The organism is Lysobacter sp. KACC 24251 (genome assembly GCF_057747755.1).
The window spans coordinates 378,240-395,365 of the sequence record NZ_CM173222.1 but is presented as its reverse complement, the minus strand read 5'-3'; the positions used below and the strand labels follow the sequence as shown (position 1 = coordinate 395,365).

General features: G+C 70.2%; 19 protein-coding genes and 1 tRNA gene. 5 read left to right on the top strand and 15 right to left on the bottom strand.

The genetic code is table 11. From position 1 onward, the window contains the following. Positions 1-5: 5 nt before the first annotated feature. Positions 6-1,016 carry an alpha-ketoacid dehydrogenase subunit beta gene (locus tag AC3ARF_RS01820; protein ID WP_498931946.1) on the top strand — a complete coding sequence of 337 codons (1,011 nt, stop codon included), beginning with the start codon at positions 6-8 and terminating at the stop codon, positions 1,014-1,016. Positions 1,017-1,108: 92 nt separating this feature from the next. Then, positions 1,109-2,518, top strand: coding sequence for a dihydrolipoamide acetyltransferase family protein (locus tag AC3ARF_RS01815; RefSeq protein ID WP_498929756.1), 1,410 nt, complete (start codon positions 1,109-1,111; stop codon positions 2,516-2,518). Positions 2,519-2,539: 21 nt separating this feature from the next. Here AC3ARF_RS01815 and AC3ARF_RS01810 read toward each other — a convergent pair whose 3' ends face one another. Both AC3ARF_RS01810 and AC3ARF_RS01805 read right to left on the bottom strand, forming a co-directional pair. Beyond that, positions 2,540-3,679 carry a fatty acid desaturase family protein gene (locus AC3ARF_RS01810; protein ID WP_498929754.1) on the bottom strand — a complete coding sequence of 380 codons (1,140 nt, stop codon included), beginning with the start codon at positions 3,677-3,679 and terminating at the stop codon, positions 2,540-2,542. 11 nt (positions 3,680-3,690) lie between these two features. After that, positions 3,691-4,812 (bottom strand): ferredoxin reductase, encoded by a 1,122-nt coding sequence (locus tag AC3ARF_RS01805; protein ID WP_498929752.1) that lies wholly within the window; start codon positions 4,810-4,812, stop codon positions 3,691-3,693. Between the two features lie 94 nt (positions 4,813-4,906). On the opposite strand from AC3ARF_RS01805, the gene fabR reads away from it, so the two are divergent. Both fabR and AC3ARF_RS01795 read left to right on the top strand, forming a co-directional pair. Next, entirely contained in the window at positions 4,907-5,551 is a 645-nt protein-coding gene (gene fabR / locus AC3ARF_RS01800; RefSeq protein ID WP_498929751.1) for an HTH-type transcriptional repressor FabR, read from the top strand. A gap of 10 nt (positions 5,552-5,561) precedes the next feature. Then, entirely contained in the window at positions 5,562-5,948 is a 387-nt protein-coding gene (locus AC3ARF_RS01795; protein ID WP_498929749.1) for a VOC family protein, read from the top strand. A gap of 9 nt (positions 5,949-5,957) precedes the next feature. On the opposite strand, the gene AC3ARF_RS01790 is transcribed toward AC3ARF_RS01795, so the two are convergent. The 3 genes from AC3ARF_RS01790 to AC3ARF_RS01780 all read right to left on the bottom strand — a co-directional run bounded on the left by AC3ARF_RS01790 (position 5,958) and on the right by AC3ARF_RS01780 (position 8,677). Next, positions 5,958-6,236: a DUF4242 domain-containing protein gene (locus tag AC3ARF_RS01790; RefSeq protein WP_498929747.1), complete on the bottom strand. Its 279-nt coding sequence runs from the start codon at positions 6,234-6,236 to the stop codon at positions 5,958-5,960. 120 nt (positions 6,237-6,356) lie between these two features. Further along, positions 6,357-7,322, bottom strand: a complete 966-nt coding sequence (locus AC3ARF_RS01785; RefSeq protein WP_498931944.1) for an MBL fold metallo-hydrolase — start codon at positions 7,320-7,322, stop codon at positions 6,357-6,359. Positions 7,323-7,342: 20 nt separating this feature from the next. Continuing rightward, positions 7,343-8,677 (bottom strand): tryptophan--tRNA ligase, encoded by a 1,335-nt coding sequence (locus AC3ARF_RS01780; protein WP_498929745.1) that lies wholly within the window; start codon positions 8,675-8,677, stop codon positions 7,343-7,345. Between the two features lie 106 nt (positions 8,678-8,783). On the opposite strand from AC3ARF_RS01780, the gene AC3ARF_RS01775 reads away from it, so the two are divergent. Beyond that, positions 8,784-9,566: a hypothetical protein gene (locus AC3ARF_RS01775; protein WP_498929743.1), complete on the top strand. Its 783-nt coding sequence runs from the start codon at positions 8,784-8,786 to the stop codon at positions 9,564-9,566. Positions 9,567-9,699: 133 nt separating this feature from the next. Here AC3ARF_RS01775 and AC3ARF_RS01770 read toward each other — a convergent pair whose 3' ends face one another. The 10 genes from AC3ARF_RS01770 to AC3ARF_RS01725 form a co-directional block, all read right to left on the bottom strand. Further along, complete coding sequence (locus AC3ARF_RS01770; protein ID WP_498929741.1) at positions 9,700-9,900, bottom strand: CsbD family protein; 201 nt, start codon at positions 9,898-9,900, stop codon at positions 9,700-9,702. A 230-nt stretch (positions 9,901-10,130) separates the two neighbouring features. Next, entirely contained in the window at positions 10,131-10,283 is a 153-nt protein-coding gene (locus AC3ARF_RS01765) for an entericidin A/B family lipoprotein (protein ID WP_498929739.1), read from the bottom strand. A 275-nt stretch (positions 10,284-10,558) separates the two neighbouring features. Next, positions 10,559-10,693, bottom strand: coding sequence for an entericidin A/B family lipoprotein (locus AC3ARF_RS01760; RefSeq protein WP_498929736.1), 135 nt, complete (start codon positions 10,691-10,693; stop codon positions 10,559-10,561). Between the two features lie 149 nt (positions 10,694-10,842). Continuing rightward, complete coding sequence (gene rocF, locus AC3ARF_RS01755) at positions 10,843-11,766, bottom strand: arginase (RefSeq protein WP_498929734.1); 924 nt, start codon at positions 11,764-11,766, stop codon at positions 10,843-10,845. A 67-nt stretch (positions 11,767-11,833) separates the two neighbouring features. Further along, a tRNA-Thr gene (locus AC3ARF_RS01750) sits at positions 11,834-11,909 on the bottom strand. Positions 11,910-11,948: 39 nt separating this feature from the next. After that, positions 11,949-12,746 carry an SPOR domain-containing protein gene (locus tag AC3ARF_RS01745; RefSeq protein ID WP_498929732.1) on the bottom strand — a complete coding sequence of 266 codons (798 nt, stop codon included), beginning with the start codon at positions 12,744-12,746 and terminating at the stop codon, positions 11,949-11,951. Between the two features lie 27 nt (positions 12,747-12,773). Beyond that, a complete protein-coding gene (locus AC3ARF_RS01740) occupies positions 12,774-13,520 on the bottom strand; it encodes a type III pantothenate kinase (protein WP_498929730.1) in 747 nt (248 codons plus the stop codon). A gap of 10 nt (positions 13,521-13,530) precedes the next feature. Continuing rightward, positions 13,531-14,520 carry a bifunctional biotin--[acetyl-CoA-carboxylase] ligase/biotin operon repressor BirA gene (gene birA / locus AC3ARF_RS01735; RefSeq protein WP_498929728.1) on the bottom strand — a complete coding sequence of 330 codons (990 nt, stop codon included), beginning with the start codon at positions 14,518-14,520 and terminating at the stop codon, positions 13,531-13,533. Next, positions 14,520-15,182: a glycerol-3-phosphate 1-O-acyltransferase PlsY gene (plsY, locus tag AC3ARF_RS01730; RefSeq protein ID WP_498929726.1), complete on the bottom strand. Its 663-nt coding sequence runs from the start codon at positions 15,180-15,182 to the stop codon at positions 14,520-14,522. The genes birA and plsY overlap by 1 nt, the downstream gene beginning before the upstream one ends. A gap of 35 nt (positions 15,183-15,217) precedes the next feature. Continuing rightward, entirely contained in the window at positions 15,218-17,056 is a 1,839-nt protein-coding gene (locus tag AC3ARF_RS01725; RefSeq protein WP_498929724.1) for a DegV family protein, read from the bottom strand. Between the last annotated feature and the right edge of the window lie 70 nt (positions 17,057-17,126).

Here is a 17,126-nt window from a genome sequence, read left to right as displayed (position 1 = left end):
AGACCATGACCAAGATCGACTCCAACGCCAGCACCCCTGCCGCCATCACCCTGATCGAGGCGATCACCCAGGCGCTCGCCTACGAGATGCGCAACGATGATCGCGTGCTCGTGCTCGGCGAGGACGTGGGCGTCAATGGCGGCGTGTTCCGCGCCACCGCCGGGCTGCACGCGCAGTTCGGCAGCAGCCGCGTGCTCGACACGCCATTGGACGAAACCACCATCGCCGGCCTGACCGTCGGCCTGGCCAGCCAGGGCATGCGCCCGGTGGCCGAGGCGCAGTTCGACGGTTTCATGTACCCGATGGTCGACCATATCGTCTGCCACGCGGCGCGCCTGCGCTACCGTACCCGCGGCCGCCTCACCTGCCCGATGGTGCTGCGCGTGCCGTGGGGCGGCGGCATCCGCGCGCCGGAGCACCACAGCGAGGCCAACGAGGCGATCTTCACCAACGTGCCGGGCCTGCGCGTGGTCATGCCGTCTTCGCCGCAGCGCGCGTACGGCCTGCTGCTGGCCGCGATTCGCGACCCGGACCCGGTGATCTATTTCGAGCCCAAGCGCATCTACCGCCAGTACAAGGAAGTGGTGCCCGACGATGGCGAGGCGCTGCCGCTGGACGTGTGTTACGTGCTTCGCGACGGCACCGACGTCACCCTCGTCACCTGGGGCGCCCAGGTCAAGGAGTGCCTCGAGGCCGCCGACAAACTGGCCGCCGAAGGCATCAGCGCCGAGGTCATCGACGTGGCGACGCTGCGCCCGCTGGACTTCGACACCATCGCCGAGTCAGTGAGCCGCACGGGCCGCTGCGTGATCGTGCACGAAGCGCCCAAGACCGCCGGCTTCGGCGCCGAGATCGCCGCTCGCCTGGCCGAGGAGTCGATGTACGACCTGCTCGCACCGGTCGAGCGCGTCACCGGCTACGACACCCACATCCCGCTGTTCCGCCTGGAAATGAAGTACCTGCCCAGCGTGGAGCGGATCGTGACCGCGGCCAAGCGCACCTTGGCCGCCGGCTGAGCCGTCTCGACAGCGGCGTGCGCGAGGCCTTGCAGCGCGCGCCCCACCCCGAACACACCGCGGACGCCCACGGCGTCCCACGAGGATCCAGCATGAGTGAGAAGAAGACGTTCCTGCTCCCCGACCTTGGCGAGGGCCTGCCCGACGCCACCATCGTCGAGTGGTACGTGAAGGAAGGCGATGTCATCCGACTTGACGACAACCTGGTGTCGATGGAAACGGCCAAGGCGGTGGTCGATGTGCCGTCGCCGGTGTCGGGCAAGGTGGTGCGACTGTCCGGCGGCGCGGGTGACGTGATCGTCACCGGCACGATGCTGGCCGAATTCGAGATCGACCCGTCCATGCCGCAGCGCGCCGAGGGCCAGGACACGGGCCACCACCATGGCCCAAGCCACGGCGTGGGCAGCCACGCCCCCAGCGATGGCGACAAGGTGGTCGCCTCCGACGAGGGCGGCGCGATCAGCGCAGGAGCAGCGGCACCGGCCAAGCGCGAGGACGCAGGCACCGTGGTCGGCGCGATGCAGAGCTCCGATGCGGTGCGCAGCGAGCAGGCGGTAGCGGTCGGCGGGGTCAAGGCCATGCCGGCGGTGCGCGCGACGGCGCGCAAGCTGGGCGTGGACATTGCCCGCGTGCGCGCCACCGGCGCCGATGGCGTGGTGACCATGGATGACGTCAAGCGTGCCGCCGCCGATGGCAGCGCCAAGCCGGGCGCTCGTCCTGCCGTGGGCGAGGTGCCGGAACGCGCACCCGCCCACCGCGAACTTCCGCCGGACACGCGCAGCGACATGGCGCGGGACACCGTCCGCAGCACCCTCTCGCAGTCCGGCAAGCCGATGCGCACCCAGCCGCCGGGCGTGGCCGCCAGCGGACAGCCGGAACAGCTCAAGGGGGTGCGCCGCAACATGGCGCGCGTGATGGCCGACGCCCACGCCAAGGTGGTGCCCACCACCCTGTGCGATGACGCCGACCTGCACGCCTGGCTAGGCAAGCAGGACATCACCGCGCGCCTGGTGCGCGGCATCGTCACCGCGTGCAAGACCGTGCCCGCGCTCAACGCCTGGTTCGACGGCGACAACCTGACCCGCACCATGCACCCCAACGTCGATATCGGCGTGGCGGTGGACACTGACGATGGTCTGTTCGTGCCGGCGCTGCGCAATGCCGACATGCTCGATGCGCGCGGCATCCGCGAGGGCATCAACCGCCTGCGCGCGCAGGTTGAGTCGCGCAGCCTGCCGGCCAGCGAGCTGTCGGGCTACACCATCTCGCTGTCCAACTTCGGCATGTTCGCCGGGCGCTACGCCACGCCGGTGGTGGTGCCGCCGTGCGTGGCGATCATCGGCGCAGGGAAGCTGTCGCATGACGTGGTCGCGGTAATCGGCGGCATCGAAGTACATCGCCGCATGCCGATCTCGCTGACCTTCGACCACCGCGCCTGCACCGGCGGCGAGGCCGCGCGGTTCCTCAAGGCGCTGCTGGACGACATGGCGCTGCCGCAGTAAGCGGTCGCGCGCCGGCGGCGCTCAGGCCGTCGGCACCGTCGCGGGCTGCTGCATCGCCGCCCGCGGCCGGCTGGGCAATGCATGGCGCAGGATGCGCCACACCACCTGGCCGAACTGGCTGGCCATCGAGCCGGTGTTGTAGTGCTGGCCATAGCGCGCGCAGATGCGCCGCACTTCCACCGCCATCTCCGCATAGCGGTTGGCTGGCACGTCGGGGTAGAAGTGGTGTTCGATCTGGTGGCTCAGGTTGCCGGTCAGCACGTGAAGCCAGCGCCCGCCACTGAGGTTGGACGAGCCACGCAGTTGGCGCAGGTACCAGTGCCCGCGCGATTCCCCCTTCACCACGTCGCGCGGGAAGGTCTCGACGTTGGCGGTGAAGTGGCCACAGAAGATCACGGTGAACGTCCACAGGTTGCGCAGGCCGTTGGCCACCAGGTTGCCCAGCATCACCGGCAGGAAGAACGGCCCGGCCAGCGCCGGGAACAGCACGTAGTCCTTGCCCAGCTGACGCACCCACTTGCGCGCTACGGGGCGGAACTGGCGCCACATCGCGCGCGTGGTGGTACGCCCGAACAGCCAGCGGCCCAACTTGAGTTCCTGCACTGCCACGCCCCACTGGAACATCAGCGCCAGCGCCAGGGCCGCCAGCGGCTGCAACAGGTACGTCGGCCGCCAACGCTGCTCGGGGAAGATGCGCAGCATGCCGTAGCCGATGTCGTCGTCCAGGCCGCGCACGTTCGTGTAGGTGTGGTGGCGGAAGTTGTGCGACTTGCGCCAGTTGTCGCTGGTGCCGGCGATGTCCCACTCGTAGGTGCGGCCATCCAGGTGCGGGTCGCGCATCCAGTCGTACTGGCCGTGCATCACGTTGTGGCCCAGCTCCATGTTCTCGAGGATCTTGGACAACGCCAGCAGCAGTACGCCGCCAGTCCACGCGGTCCACATCAGCGGCGTGCTGCCCATGGCCAGCGCGACCGCGCCGAGGAAAAGCAGGCCACGACCGCCCAGGCCGGTGTAGCGGACCGCCTTCACCACGCGGCGGATATAGCGGGCGTCGCGTTGGCCCACCGAAGCGAGGATGCGCGTGCGCAGCGCGTCGAGCTCGGCGCCAAAACGCTCCAGTTCGGCGGCGCCCAAGGGTCGGTTAGGGATGGTGCGGGACATGGCGGGGAGGCTCAAAGCTGGATGACGAGGTCGGTGGCGGCGCTGTGCACGCACAGCTTCAGCGCGGAAACGGGTTCGGCAATCGCGTCGCCGGTGTGCAGGTCGCGGGTGGTGCCGCTGAGCTTGGTGCAGGTACAGGTGTTGCAGATGCCCATGCGGCAGCCGTGCGCGGGCTTGAGGCCCTCGGCTTCGAGCGCGTCCAGCAGGGGCACGCCGCGCGGCACCGTCAGCGTGCGGCCGCTGGCGGCCAGCGTCAGTTGCACGTAGCCGCCCTCCTCCACCACCCGCGGGGGCGGCGTGAATGCCTCGGACTGGAACGAGCGCACCTGGCCGGCGAGCAATTCGCGCGCGTGGGCGACGAAACCACCGGGGCCGCAGGCAAAGACCTCGCACTGCGCCAGGCCCGGCACGCGGTTGGCCAGCAGGTCCGCGTCGACGCGGCCGCTGGACTCATCGCGGGCGCAAGCCGCTTCTCGGCTCAGCGCGAAGTGCACGTTGAACGCCGGGTGGGTGGACGCCAGCGCGCGCAGCTCCTCGACAAAACACAGGTCGGCGCGGGTCCGTGCGGCGTAGACCAGGCTGAGCGGCGCCGGCATGCCCTGCGCCGCCAGCGCGCGGACCATCGCCATCAGCGGGGAGATGCCACTGCCAGCGGCCAGGAACAGCCGGCGGCTGGTCGGCGACGCCGGCAGCGTCATCTCGCCGAATGCCGGACCCAGTTCCACCACGTCGCCCACCCGGGCGTGGTGGCACAGGTGGGTACTCAGGCGGCCATCTGGCACGTGGCGCACGGTTACCGCGAGCCGACCGTCGGCGCGGGGCACGTCGGACAGGCTGTAGCTGCGGGTGGTCCAGCTGCCGTCAACCTCGGCGCCCAGGCTCAGGTGCTGGCCGGGTTGGAACCCCCGCCAATGCCGGTTGGGCGCCAGCAGCAGGGTCACCGCATCGTGCGACTCCTGCCGGCGGGCGACGATGCGCGCCCGCGGCCGGTGCAGCGACCAGGCCGGGTTGAAGTGCGTCCCCCAGAACTCGAGGAAGGCGGGCGACACCAAGGTCTGCGCGAGGCGCGCAAACCAGCCTGGACGGAGCGGCAGCGGCCTGGCAGGCGGCGGGGACGGAAGCACGGCACTCATGGTCGGCCACTATACACGCGAACGCACACCCGTATATACACGTGTACATTAACCATTTAGCTATGATGGGGCTTCACGCCTGCCGGCCCATCCCGTGACCCTTCCCTCCGACGTCGCCACCGACTTTCATACCGGGCGCAAGTCCACGATCTCGCGTGAGGACCTGACCGCGGCCGCACTGCGGCTGATCGGGCCCCACCGCAGCGTGTCCTCCCTGAGCCTGCGAGAGGTCGCGCGCGAGGCCGGCATCGCGCCCAACAGCTTCTACCGCCACTTCCGCGACGTGGACGAGCTGGCGGTGGCGCTGATCGACCTGGCCGGCCAGTCGCTGCGCGAGATCGTGGGCAAGGCGCGCCGCCGTGCGACCAGTGGGCGCAGCGTCGTGCGCAGCTCGGTGGGCGCCTTCATGGAACAGGTCCGCGCCGACGACAAACTTCTGCATGTGCTGCTGCGCGAAGGCTCGGTCGGGTCGGACGCGTTCAAGCACGCCGTCGACCGGCAGCTGGTGTTCTTCGAAGAAGAGTTGCGCGCCGACCTGGTGCGCCTCGCCGCCGCCGACAACCTGCCTCTGCACGAGCCGGCGCTGGTGGCCAAGGCGATCACCCGGCTGGTGTTCGCCATCGGCACGGCCGCAATGGACCTGCCGCGGGAGCGCGACGCGGAGCTGGTTGAGCAACTCACACAGATGGTGCGCATGATCCTGCGCGGTTCGCAGGCGATGGCGCGCCCGCGCCCCTGAGGACACCCGCATGGCCCACCGCAGCCGCCTGGCCGGCTTCATCATCGACTGCCAGACCGACGACCTCGACACCGCGGCCACGTTCTGGAGCCAGGCCCTTGGATTGCACGTGGCCGACCCGGATTCGGGTGGTATCGGCCGCTATGCCGAATTCGGCGACGCGCCCGGCGGCCTGCACGTGGAGGTGCAGAAGGTCGAGCACCCCTCGCGCGTGCACCTGGACATCGAGGCCGACGACGTCAACGCCGAGGCCACGCGGCTGGAAGCGCTGGGCGCGAAGAAGATCGCCTTCGTCCGCGAGCGCTGGTGGGTGATGGAAGCGCCGACGGGCCAGCGTTTCTGTGTGGTGCCAATGCGCGAGGACAGCCGGCGCGAACCACCCAACGTCTGGCCCTGAGCGCGGCCGTCAGTGCAGTTCGGCGGTGGTGGGATCGATGATCCCGTGCACCTCCGACACCCGATCCACCGGAAAACCGCCCATCTCGCCATGGCGGCGCAACGCATCCTCGTTTTCGGCGATGTAGACGCAGTAGACCTTGTCGTCGGTCACGTACGACTCCTGCCACTGGATGTGCGGTCCCATGGTGTCCAGCACGCCGCAGGACTTCTGGGCGATGCCCTGCAGTTCGGCGGCAGTCAGTTTTCCCGCGCCGGGGATGGAACGCTCGATGACGTACTTGGGCATGACGGCGCCCTCTCGTTCGCGCGGTGTCACCTGTCCAGTGCCCGCGTTGGGTGGTTGGCGGCACCGCATCCGCGGGCCGCGCCTGCCGCCCAGCAGGCGGCATGCACGAGTCTGCGCCGCTCAGCCGGGGGTGGCAATCGGCGCGGGCTCCTGTCTGGCCAGCCACACGCCCAGGCCCTGGGCGTTGAGTTCGATGTCCATGCCCAGAACTTCAGGCACCACCGCGTTCGCATCGGCCACGCCATGCGCCCGGGCGCGCGTCACGTAATAGCGGGTTAACCCATCCACCAGCAGCACCTGGCGGCCGACATCGTCGTGCGCGCCCGCGTGGGCCTGCCAGGCGAGCGCCACCATCGCATCGACCTGCTCCAGCAAGTCCGCGCCCAGGCGTGCCACGTCGCCGACGCGGCCGTAGTGGGTGAGATGCATCGCCTCCGGGCCGCGCGCGAGCAGCGTGCGGATCGAGCCTTTGAGCGGCTCGGGCTCGAACTGCACCGGCGACGTGGTGGGGATGACGAATGGCCGATCCTCGACATCCAACTCGCGGTACGACAGGCCAAAGGTGTCGCCGGTGAACCAGCTGCGGCTGCGCGCATCCCACACGCAGAAGTGGTGGCGGGCGTGGCCGGGCGTGTCCACGCACAGCAGCGGCCGACCGGCGAGTTCGATGACCGTGCCGTCATCGGCTTCGCGCACCCGGTCAGCCGGCACCGCTTGGATGGCGCCGTAACTGCGCGCGATTTCCGCCTCGCCATACACGGCGGTGGCGCCGGCGACCAGGCGTGAGGGATCGATCATGTGCGGCGCCCCGCGCGGGTGCACCACCAGCGTTGCGTTGGGCAGGTGCTGCATGAGCAGGCCGGCGCCACCCGCGTGGTCGAGGTGCACGTGGGTGAGGATCAACCAGTCCACCGCTTCCGGGCCGAGGCCCTGCTCCGCCAACGCCGCCAGCATCGCCGGGACGCTGTGGTTGGTGCCGCAATCGATGAACGCTGCACGACCCTGCTCCACCACCAGGAAGGCCGCGTCGAAACGAGGTCGCTGGAACCCCGTGTCGATGGTGAAGATGCCGTGCGTCGCACCCATGCCTGCCTCCACGAACCGCGTCATGCCTTGGCTGCTTCTTCCTTGTCCTTGGCGGCCTGCACGATTGCGTCCAACGCAGCCTGTGCTTCCGCCACGGCCACGCCTTCACCCAGCGTCGCCTGCGCACCCAGCGCCGACACCGAAAGCGTGCCGTCCTTCATCGCGCCAACCAGCTGCCCGGCCTCACGCGGCGAGGCGAAGCCGATGCTCTGCAGCAGCACGCGATCGCCATCGGCCAGCTTGAAGTAGAAGCGGCCATCACTTTCGCGGTACTGCTTGATGACCGGCAACGTGGTCTTCTCGGCCGCGGTGGCCACGACCACCGGCACGGCAGCGAGGTTGCGCAGGCCCACTGCCTCGCGCAACTCGGCCATCAGCGGCGTGGCGTACTGCGCGCGCAGGCGGCGCGCGCCATCGCGCAGGATGTCCTCGATGTCGGCCGGGCGCGCCATCAGCGCCTCATACTTCTCGCGCTGCGGTGCGATCTCGGCGTCGATGCGCTCGAACAGCGCCTGCTTGGCATCGCCCCAGCCAATGCCATCGGCAAATGCCTGGCGCATCGCCGCCGCCTCGGCCTCGGTCGAGAACGCCTGGTACAGCTGGAACACATGGGAGCCCTCGGCCTCCTTGGCCTCGCCGGGTGCGCGCGAGTCGGTGACGATGCCGGCGATGAGCTTTCGCAGCTGCTCGCGCGGGGCGAACAGTGGGATTGTGTTGTCGTAGCTCTTGCTCATCTTGCGACCGTCCAGGCCGGGCAGCGTGGCCACCTGCTCCTCGATGTGCGCCTCGGGCAGCACGAAGTACTCACGCCCGCCGGCCTCGCCATACAGGTGGTTGAAGCGCTGGCCGAAGTCGCGCGCCATCTCGATGTGCTGGATCTGGTCACGGCCCACCGGCACCTTGCGCGCGTTGAACAGCAGGATGTCGGCGGCCATCAGCACCGGGTACATGAACAATCCCGCGGTCACTGCCGCGTCATCGTCCTCGCCCGCTTCGCGGTTCTTGTCCACGGCCGCCTTGTAGGCGTGCGCGCGGTTGAGGATGCCCTTGCCGGCCACGCAGGTCAGCAGCCACATCAGCTCGGTGGTCTCGGGGATGTCGCTCTGCCGGTAGAACCACACCTTGTCCGGCTGGAGCCCGCACGCCAGCCACGTGGCGGCGATCTCCAGCGTGGAGCGCTGCACGCGCGCCGGGTCCTGCACCTTGATCAGCGCGTGGTAGTCGGCGAGGAAGTAGAAGCTCTCCACGTCGGCGGCACGGCTGGCGGCCACGGCGGGACGGATCGCACCGGCATAGTTGCCAAGGTGCGGGGTGCCGGAGGTGGTGATGCCGGTGAGGACGCGGGTACGGGACATCGAAGGGCAACCGTGAGGGGAGCGGAACCGCATTTTACCCGGCGCCGGCCAACCCCGTCGGGCGCGGTCATGCGTTCCATGGAGCACCCCAAGTGGAGATACGCCCATGTTGCGCCCCACCCTGTTGCTGGCCGCGGCCTTGTTCGCCGCCTGCGCCCTACCTGTGTCGGCCCGGCCACGGGTCGAGATCAGCGTGATCGACCGCGACGAGGGCGACTGGCTCGCCCCGATGCGCCACCGTGGCCAGGATTGGATCGCCGGTACGCCCGGCCACCGATACAGCGTGCGGCTGAACAACACCAGCAGCGAGCGCGTGCTGGTGGTGCTGTCGGTGGACGGAGTCAACGCGGTGACCGGCCAGACCGCGCACCCGTCGCAGGCCGGCTACGTCCTGGGCCCGTGGCAAAGCACCGAAGTCAATGGCTGGCGCAAGTCGCTCGATGACGTGGCCCAGTTCGTGTTCACCGACCTGCCCGACAGCTACGCCGCGCGCACTGGACGGCCTGACAACGTCGGCGTGATTGGTATCGCGGTGTTTGCCGAAGCCCGGCCGATGGCGCTGCCCCGGCCGTTGTACCCGTCCGCCCCGGTGGCGCGCGAGGCATCGAAGGCGGCGCCGCCAGCAGCCGCCCAAGCAGACGCGGCCAGTGCCGAGGCCATGCCGCAAGGCATCGGTACCGGTCACGGCGAGCGCGAATGGTCACCGGTCTCCCGTACTGATTTCGTACGCGCCACGCGTCATCCGCAGCAGGTTGTGGAACTGCGCTACGACGATCGCGCCAGTCTCGTTGCGCGCGGCATCCTGCCACGGGATCGCCATTGGCATGCCCCCCATGCGCCACGCGCGTTTCCAGACGGCTTCGTCGCCGACCCGCCGTACCCGCGTTGAGCACCGTCACGCTTTAACCAGTTATTCGCTCCCCGCACAGCACACGGGTCGGCATTGCCGACCCGTGAGTTACTGAAGGTGACCAGTCACCGATGTCGCCATTTCGCAACACCGATCGAACCGGCCGTAGCGATCAATGCAGTGACTTCTCGAAGTCACGGACTTCGCGTTGCGCGCGGTCTTTATCCCAGCCGTACTGTTCCTGCAACTTGCCGGCGAGATATTCGGCGTTTCCCTCGCGAACATCGAATACGTCGTCAGTGAGATCGCCCCACTTGGCCTGGGCCTGACCTTTCAGCTGCGTCCACTTGCCTGCGATGATGTCCTTGTTCATTGCCATTGCCTCGTTCCTCGTTCTACTGGGGAGGGGTGCGGCCGCTTGGTGCCGCAGACACAGCATCGCAAGCCGTGCATTCGCATCCCGTAGCCATTGCGTTACGTGGAACTTCGCATGCGGTGAAGGGCCGCGCATTCAGTCGGATGAGCGCGGGATTCGCAAGAAGAAGGGCCGGACAAGCCGGCCCTTCCGCATGCACATACGCCGCAAAGGCGATCAGCGCGTGATCAGCACTTGCCGTCCTTGCAATCGCCGGCCTTGTCTTCGACCTTCTCGCCAACCTTCTGCACGTCCTCGCCCACGCCTTCCATGGTGTTGCAGGCGGTGAGCACGCCGGTCGAGAACGCGGCCAGCAGCATCAGGGAAAAAATACGCTTCATGGGTCATCTCCTTGGATCATGGGGTGGGTCGCGCCACGCGCTGGGGAGGTCACATCACCGCCCGTGTCCGCATCTAACGCGCCGGGATGTGAAACCCATGTATGGAATCCCCGGCGGCGATCAGGGCCCGTTCACGCTGGGATAGCGGACTGTGCACGCAAAGCCCGGCCCAAGCGCCCGCGACACGCTCGGGGCACCGCTCCAGCGGTGGCCACAAACGCCGAAGGGCCGGATCGCTCCGGCCCTTCGCAGGATCACGCGGCTGCTGGAAGACCTTACTTGTCGGCCTTCTCTTCCATGTTCTCGCCCACCTTCTGCAGATCCTGGCCGAAGCCCTTGACGGTGTTGCAGGCGGTGAGGCCGGTGGTCGCAAGCAGGGCAATCAGCAGCAGGAGGGTGGAACGCTTCATTGGGCTCTCCGGGTGGATCTGGCAAGCGGGATGTGGGCCAGCAAGCTATCACAGCGCCTCGCGCGCGGGCGGGACCGGCGCCGCACTCCTTGCAGCCGGCCCGCACGGATTGCGACGCGGGTCGGGCCGGGATACGGCGCCGTCTGCGCTCAGTCGCGCATCAGGGTCGACTTGCCGAACAGGCTTTCGACCAGGTCCACCGCCAGCTTGCCGGTGCGGTTGCGCTTGTCGATGATCGGGTTGAGCTCGACGATGTCCAGCGAGGCCATGCGCCCGGTGTCGGCGATCATCTCCATCACCAGCTGCGCCTCGCGGTAATTGGGGCCGCCGGGCACGGTGGTGCCCACGCCAGGCGCGATGCTCGGGTCGAGGAAGTCGACGTCGAAGCTGACGTGCAGGTGGGTGTTCTCGTCCACGCCTTCCAGCGCTTCCTCCATCGCCCGCTTCATGCCGACTTCGTCGATGTAGCGCATGTCGTAGACGTCGAGGCCGTATTCCTTGACCAGGCGCTTCTCGCCTTCGTCCACCGAGCGGATGCCGATCTGCCGGACCACGTCGGGGGTGATGGCCGGGGCGTCGCCGCCCAGATGGGTGAGTTCGCGCGGGCCCATCCCGCACAGGCACGCGACCGGCATGCCGTGGATGTTGCCGGAGGGCGTGACCTGGCTGGTGTTGAAGTCGGCGTGGGCGTCCAGCCACAACACGCGCAGCTGCTTGCCGGTCTCGCGGCAATGGCGCGCGACAGCGGTGATCGAGCCCAGGCCGAGGCAGTGGTCGCCGCCGAGCATGATCGGCAGACGGTCCTGCCGCAGCTCGGCGAGCACGGCCTCCATCACCAGGCGGTTCCACTCCACCACTTCGGCCAGGTGGCGGTAGCCTTCCACCGGCTTCTGCCACGGGTTGCGGGGGCCGTCGAGGTTGCCACGGTCGGCCACGTCCACGCCCCGGGCCACGAGGGCCTCCCCCAGCCCAGCGATGCGCAATGCTTCAGGTCCCAGGCGGGCACCGCGGTGGCCGGCACCCACGTCGGTGGGCGCGCCGATCAGGGACACGGGTGGGTAACGTCGGCTCATGCGGCAACGGCTCCGGCAGGTCCGCGCGGCGACCCCGGCGGGGCTCCCGGGCGGGGATTCCATTCGATGGTGCCGACAGTCCGATTTGAACGGACGACCTACCGCTTACAAGGCGGTTGCTCTACCAACTGAGCTATGCCGGCATCTGGCCGTACAGTTTACCCGACCGGCGCGCCAAAGCTTCAGCGCAGCGCCGCGCAATCGGTCGGCCGCATCTGGCCGGCGCCGATCTGCGCACGCGCGGCGGCGGCATCGAAGCGGGCCCCGCCACGCACGTCGACCCACGCCGAACCGGTCCCGGTCCCCAGCGGCTCGGCTCGCGCGGCAAACCCGGCGGCGTTGAGCGCATCGGCGTGGCGGCGCGCAGCGGTCTCACTGCCGAATCGGCCCAGCGCCACCGAATTGGCCTCCGCGCCTTCGCGCACGATGAAGTAGTCACGGAAGCCGGCGGCCGAGATTCGTCCCGCGGTGGCGGTGGCTTCTTCGGCCGTCGCCAGAGGCGGCAGGTAGACGCGCCAGCCGCGGCCCGCGAGCAGCGGCATCCGGCGCACGAGCAGTGCCTCGGTCAGTGGTTTGAGCGTCGCCTGGGCGGCGACGAGGCTGTCCTCGCTGTCGAACGGACCGTAGCTGTAACAGCGGGGCGTTTCACCCGGGGAAGCCGGCGTCTCGACGACTGCCATGGCCGACGCGGCGGAAGTGGCGGCCGCGTTGTTACCCGCGGTAGTCGTTCCGGGCACCGGCGCCGTAGCCGGGACCTCCGTTCCCGACATCGGCGGCGGGACATTCCCCGACCCGGTCCGCAGCGTCACGCGCGGTGCGGTCGCCGCAGCGTCATCGCGTTCGCGTACCAGTTGCAGGGGCGCCACGTGGGGCGGCAGGTCCACCGTGCTCTCGGGCGAAGCTGGTGCGGACCAGAACCACCACGCCGCGACGCCCAGGTTCAGCACCAGCAGGAGGACGATGAGGGCACGGATCAGCATGCGGCGATTGTATGCGGCGGGGGTGCTTCAGGCGTCGACGGCCGTCTCGCTCCGCGCCCACACCGCCAGCCCGTGCAGCACCAAGTCGGGCGCAGGCCGCGCCTGCGGCCAGTGGGGCAGCAACGCCGCCGCGCCGCCGCCATGCACGCGCAGCTGCGGTGTGTGGCCCAGGGACGCGGTGGCCTCGCGCAGGCTCTGCTCCACCAGCGCGATGGCCGCGCCTTCGCAGCCCGACGCGAGCGCATCGCCGGTGTCGCAGGCGAAGGCGGTGTAATGCCCGCCCTGCAACGGCAGGTGCGGGGCGCGACCGTGCAAGGCCTCGCGCATGAGCGTGGGCGATGGCGCGATGCGGCCGCCGAGGTGCGTGCCCGCGGCATCGATCAGGTCGATGGTGATGGCCGTGCCCACGCCCACCAGCAAGGCCGCGCCTTGGCCTTCGGCGTGCGTGGCCAGCAATCCAAGGAAACGGTCCACGCCCAGTCGCCGCGGCTCGGAGTAGGCGATGCGCACACCCGCAAGGGCGCGTTGCGTGCGCGCCAGCGAGATCCGCGTGCAGTGCCGGCCCAGCACCTGCAGCACACGCACGGTCAGTGCGGACGGCGCCACGCTGGCCAGATGGGCCACGTCGAACCGAGGCGGCAACACCTGGACCAACCGGGCCTCGAAGGCCGCATCGGCATGGGGCACGGCCCGCACCGGCCCGAGGCGGCCGTCGGCCAGCAGCGGGGCACACTTGAGCCGGGTATTGCCGAGGTCGAACAGCCACACGCTCATGCTTGCGTCCTCATCGCGGCGCCACGCGGCGCACGCTCACTTCACCGGAAAGCACGCGTGTTTCCTGCCCATCGGACAGGCGCACGCGCAACGCGCCGTCATCGGCCAAGCCGAGCGCGACGGCCTCCCGGGTGCCGCTGGGGGCGATCAAAGTCACCGGCTGCCCCGCCAGCGCGTCGAGCGCGGCATAGCGCGACAGGAAAGGCGCCAGGCCTTCGGCGTCAAACTGGTCCAGCGCGGGGACCAGGCGGTCCAGGACGGTGGCGGCGACGGCATTGCGGTCCACCGGGCCCAGCAACGTGGCGAGGTCGCACCACGGCTGGTCGATCAGCGCGGCCTGCGCGCCGGGCATGCGCACGTTGATGCCAAGGCCAATCACGGCACGCGCGGGGCCGGCATGCTCGCCGCCGCCCTCGACCAGCAGCCCGCCCAGCTTGCGCAACCCATCGTCAGTGACGACGACGAGATCGTTGGGCCATTTCAGCCGCACCGTGCGGGCGCCCATCGCGTGCAGGGCCTCGGCGGTGGCGATGCCGGCAACCAGGCTCAGTCCGCCCAACCGCCCCAGGCCTCCGGCGAATCCGCGCGCCAGCGACAGGTAGACATGTGCGCCCAGGGGCGAGGCCCACAACCGCCCGCGGCGGCCACGACCGCCGGTCTGGCGCTCAGCCAGCAGGGCCAGGGCGAGGCCTTCGTCTGGCACGTCGCACGCGAGCAGGCGCGTATTGGTCGAATCCACCGACCACGCCACCTCCAGCGCGGCCAGGCGTGCACGCGTGGCGGGCGACAGGTCCCCTTCGATGGCGTCGGCGGCAAGCAATTGCATCGGCGCGGCCAGCACGTAACCGCGGCCGGGCTTGGCCTCGATCGGCACGCCAGCCTCGCGCAGCGCCTCGATCCGCTTCCACACCGCCGCGCGGGTCAACCCGGCGTGGCGCGCCAGCGCATCGCCCGTCGCGGGACCGGCGATGAGTTGCTCCAGCAGCACGCGGTCGTCCATCAGCCGCCCCGGCGCAGGCGGTGCAGCAGCCTCGCCTGCGCGAACCGCGACTCGGTACCGGCCGCCAGCCGCTGCAGGTTGGCGCGGTGGGTGAACACGAGCAGCGCGGCGGCTGCGACGGCGAACGCCAGGCGCGGCGCTTCCGCCCCGCCCCACCAGGCCAGCAGCGGCAGCACCAGCACCGCCAACACGGTGGCGAGGCCGACGTAGCCGGTGAGGATCACAACCAGCAGCCAGCTCGGCACGATGGCGGCCAACGCCCACGGCCACAACACAGCAAGCGCACCCACCAGCGTGGCCGCGCCCTTGCCGCCGCGGAACCCGTGCCACGCCGGCCACACATGGCCCAGGACAGCGGCGAACGCCGCCAGGTAGCCGTGGGTCGGCACGGCCAAGGGCACCGCCACCGGCGCGAAGCGCATGCCCAGCCAGGCCGCCAGCGCGCCCTTGCCGATGTCGACCAGGACCACGCCCAGCGCGAACTTCGCGCCCTGGGTACGGAAGGCGTTGGTGCCGCCGGCGTTGCCGCTGCCCTGGGTGCGGATGTCGACGCCGCGCAGCCGCCCCAGCAGCAGGCTGCCGGACAGCGAACCCAGCAGGTAGGCCGTGAGCACGACGAGGGCCGACGTGGCCGGCGACGGAAACAGTTCGGCGAAGGACATGGGTGGATTATGCGGGAGCGCGCCCCCGAATCCGGTCAGGGCGCCGGCTGCACCGACACCACCAGCGCTCCGCGACCGGCGTGCGCGCCGATCGCCGGGCCGGTTTCCACCAGGTGCGCCTCGACCACGTCCGCGCGATCGCGCAGGGCCTGCAGCAGGCGCGCGCCATCGTCGGCCGCGTCGCAGTGACCGACAATGGCGCGCCAGCGGGTTCCTGTCGGCAGGCGCCGGGCCACGTACCGCGCGAAGGCTTCCGGCGCGCGCTGGCGGGCCAGCAGGCCGCCGGCCACCTTCAACCGGCCGTCGTCGCGGAATCGCGCCACGGGGGTCAAGCCGGTGAGGCGCACCACGGGTTCGGCCCACGCCGGGATGCGGCCGCCGCGCACCGCATGGCGGATGTCGCGCGCCATCGCCCAGGTCAGAGTCAGGGGACGCAGGCGCTCCAGCTCGGCGACGATGTCGGCCACCGCGCCCCCCGCCGCGGCGAGCTCCGCCGCGCGCCAGGCCAGCAGGCCCTGCCCCCCGGCGGCGTTGACGCTGTCCAGCACGTGCACCCGGCCTTCGCCCACGCGCGTGGCCGCCTGCTCGGCCGACTGCAGCGTGCCCGAGACCGCGCGCGAGAGGCCCACGTACAGCACCGCCTCGTGATGCGCCAGCAGGAACTCGAACGGTCGCCGGAAGTCACCCGGCGGTGGCTGGCTGGTGCGCGGCACATCGCGCGCTTCGGCCATGCGCCGGTAGAAGTCGGCGGTGGCCAGTCCGACCTTGTCGAGGTAGTCGCGGCCATCGACGCTGACCCGCACCGGCACCAGGTAGATGTCGTAGCGCTCGGCCAGCGCCTCGGGCAGGTCCGCGGCGCTGTCCGTGATCACCGCCACGCGTCGGGCGGTGTCGCTGCTGTGTTGCTGCCGCAGCATGTCGTCGGCCTTCATCGCCTCGACCTGGCCGAAGGCCGCGCAGGCATCGAACAGCGCCTGCGGACGTCCCACGTGCGCGTGCACCCGCATGCGCGCGGCGCCGCCGGCCAGCACAAGTGAATCCGCGCCGATCGCTTCAAGCGCGTCGCGCAACGCGACGCGGTCGATGGCCGTACCGAGCACCAGGCACTCGCCGCACCAGCGGCGCGCGGGATCCACCGCATCGTGCGCGGGATGCGCGTCGCCGCAGCCGGCATGTGCCTCGTCATGCGCGGCTTCGGTCAGCGCGCGCGCGGCGCGGGGGCCGCCTTCCAGGTAATCGGACATGCCTTCGAGCAGGTCGACAAAGCCCTTGGCACCAGCATCCACTACGCCGGCCTTCTGCAGTGCCGCCATCTGCCGAGGCGTGTCGGCCAGGGCCTGGCGCGCGCGGGCCAACGCGGCCGCGAATCCGCGGCGCGGGGCCAACTGCGCGTCGCGGCGTACCGCATCCTCCAGCGCTTCGGCGAAGGCGGCGATCACGCTGAGGATGGTGCCTTCCACCGGATGCGCGAGCGCGGCACGGGCGCTGTCGGCGCCGCGACGGGCCGCCGAGGCCAACCCCGCCCCGTCCATCGCCGCCCACCCGCGTGCCTGTTCAGCGGCGCCGAAGAAGAACTGCGCGAGGATCGCCCCGGAGTTGCCACGGGCGCCGTCGATCGCATCGTTGCCGATGCGCTGCAGCAACTCGCCCACATGGCGGCTGCGACGCCGCAGCGCGCCGTTGAGCAGGCTGCCCAGTGTCTGCGCCAGGTTGTTGCCGGTGTCGCCATCGGCCACCGGGAACACATTGATGCGGTTGAGCTGGTCGCGGTCGGCAATGACCCGCCGGGCCCCGGCAATCAGGGCGCGGCGCAATGCGGGGGCGGTGAGGAGTTCGGTTTCGGATGGCCGTACGGCCAAGGATGGTGCGGGCATGGTGCCGAGTGTGCGGCAGGCGCGCGCCTGAACCATGCCGCGCCGCAACAATTACGGCCCCGCCGACACC

Excerpts from the sequence above, each read along its gene's own strand:
- AC3ARF_RS01820 (WP_498931946.1), top strand. The coding sequence starts at position 6 with ATGACCAAGATCGACTCCAACGCCAGCACCCCTGCCGCCATCACCCTG.
- AC3ARF_RS01815 (WP_498929756.1), top strand. The coding sequence starts at position 1,109 with ATGAGTGAGAAGAAGACGTTCCTGCTCCCCGACCTTGGCGAGGGCCTG.
- AC3ARF_RS01810 (WP_498929754.1), bottom strand. The coding sequence starts at position 3,679 with ATGTCCCGCACCATCCCTAACCGACCCTTGGGCGCCGCCGAACTGGAG.
- AC3ARF_RS01805 (WP_498929752.1), bottom strand. The coding sequence starts at position 4,812 with ATGAGTGCCGTGCTTCCGTCCCCGCCGCCTGCCAGGCCGCTGCCGCTC.
- AC3ARF_RS01795 (WP_498929749.1), top strand. The coding sequence starts at position 5,562 with ATGGCCCACCGCAGCCGCCTGGCCGGCTTCATCATCGACTGCCAGACC.
- AC3ARF_RS01790 (WP_498929747.1), bottom strand. The coding sequence starts at position 6,236 with ATGCCCAAGTACGTCATCGAGCGTTCCATCCCCGGCGCGGGAAAACTG.
- AC3ARF_RS01785 (WP_498931944.1), bottom strand. The coding sequence starts at position 7,322 with ATGGGTGCGACGCACGGCATCTTCACCATCGACACGGGGTTCCAGCGA.
- AC3ARF_RS01780 (WP_498929745.1), bottom strand. The coding sequence starts at position 8,677 with ATGTCCCGTACCCGCGTCCTCACCGGCATCACCACCTCCGGCACCCCG.
- AC3ARF_RS01775 (WP_498929743.1), top strand. The coding sequence starts at position 8,784 with ATGTTGCGCCCCACCCTGTTGCTGGCCGCGGCCTTGTTCGCCGCCTGC.
- AC3ARF_RS01770 (WP_498929741.1), bottom strand. The coding sequence starts at position 9,900 with ATGAACAAGGACATCATCGCAGGCAAGTGGACGCAGCTGAAAGGTCAG.
- AC3ARF_RS01765 (WP_498929739.1), bottom strand. The coding sequence starts at position 10,283 with ATGAAGCGTATTTTTTCCCTGATGCTGCTGGCCGCGTTCTCGACCGGC.
- AC3ARF_RS01760 (WP_498929736.1), bottom strand. The coding sequence starts at position 10,693 with ATGAAGCGTTCCACCCTCCTGCTGCTGATTGCCCTGCTTGCGACCACC.
- rocF (WP_498929734.1), bottom strand. The coding sequence starts at position 11,766 with ATGAGCCGACGTTACCCACCCGTGTCCCTGATCGGCGCGCCCACCGAC.
- AC3ARF_RS01745 (WP_498929732.1), bottom strand. The coding sequence starts at position 12,746 with ATGCTGATCCGTGCCCTCATCGTCCTCCTGCTGGTGCTGAACCTGGGC.
- AC3ARF_RS01740 (WP_498929730.1), bottom strand. The coding sequence starts at position 13,520 with ATGAGCGTGTGGCTGTTCGACCTCGGCAATACCCGGCTCAAGTGTGCC.
- birA (WP_498929728.1), bottom strand. The coding sequence starts at position 14,520 with ATGGACGACCGCGTGCTGCTGGAGCAACTCATCGCCGGTCCCGCGACG.
- plsY (WP_498929726.1), bottom strand. The coding sequence starts at position 15,182 with ATGTCCTTCGCCGAACTGTTTCCGTCGCCGGCCACGTCGGCCCTCGTC.
- AC3ARF_RS01725 (WP_498929724.1), bottom strand. The coding sequence starts at position 17,056 with ATGCCCGCACCATCCTTGGCCGTACGGCCATCCGAAACCGAACTCCTC.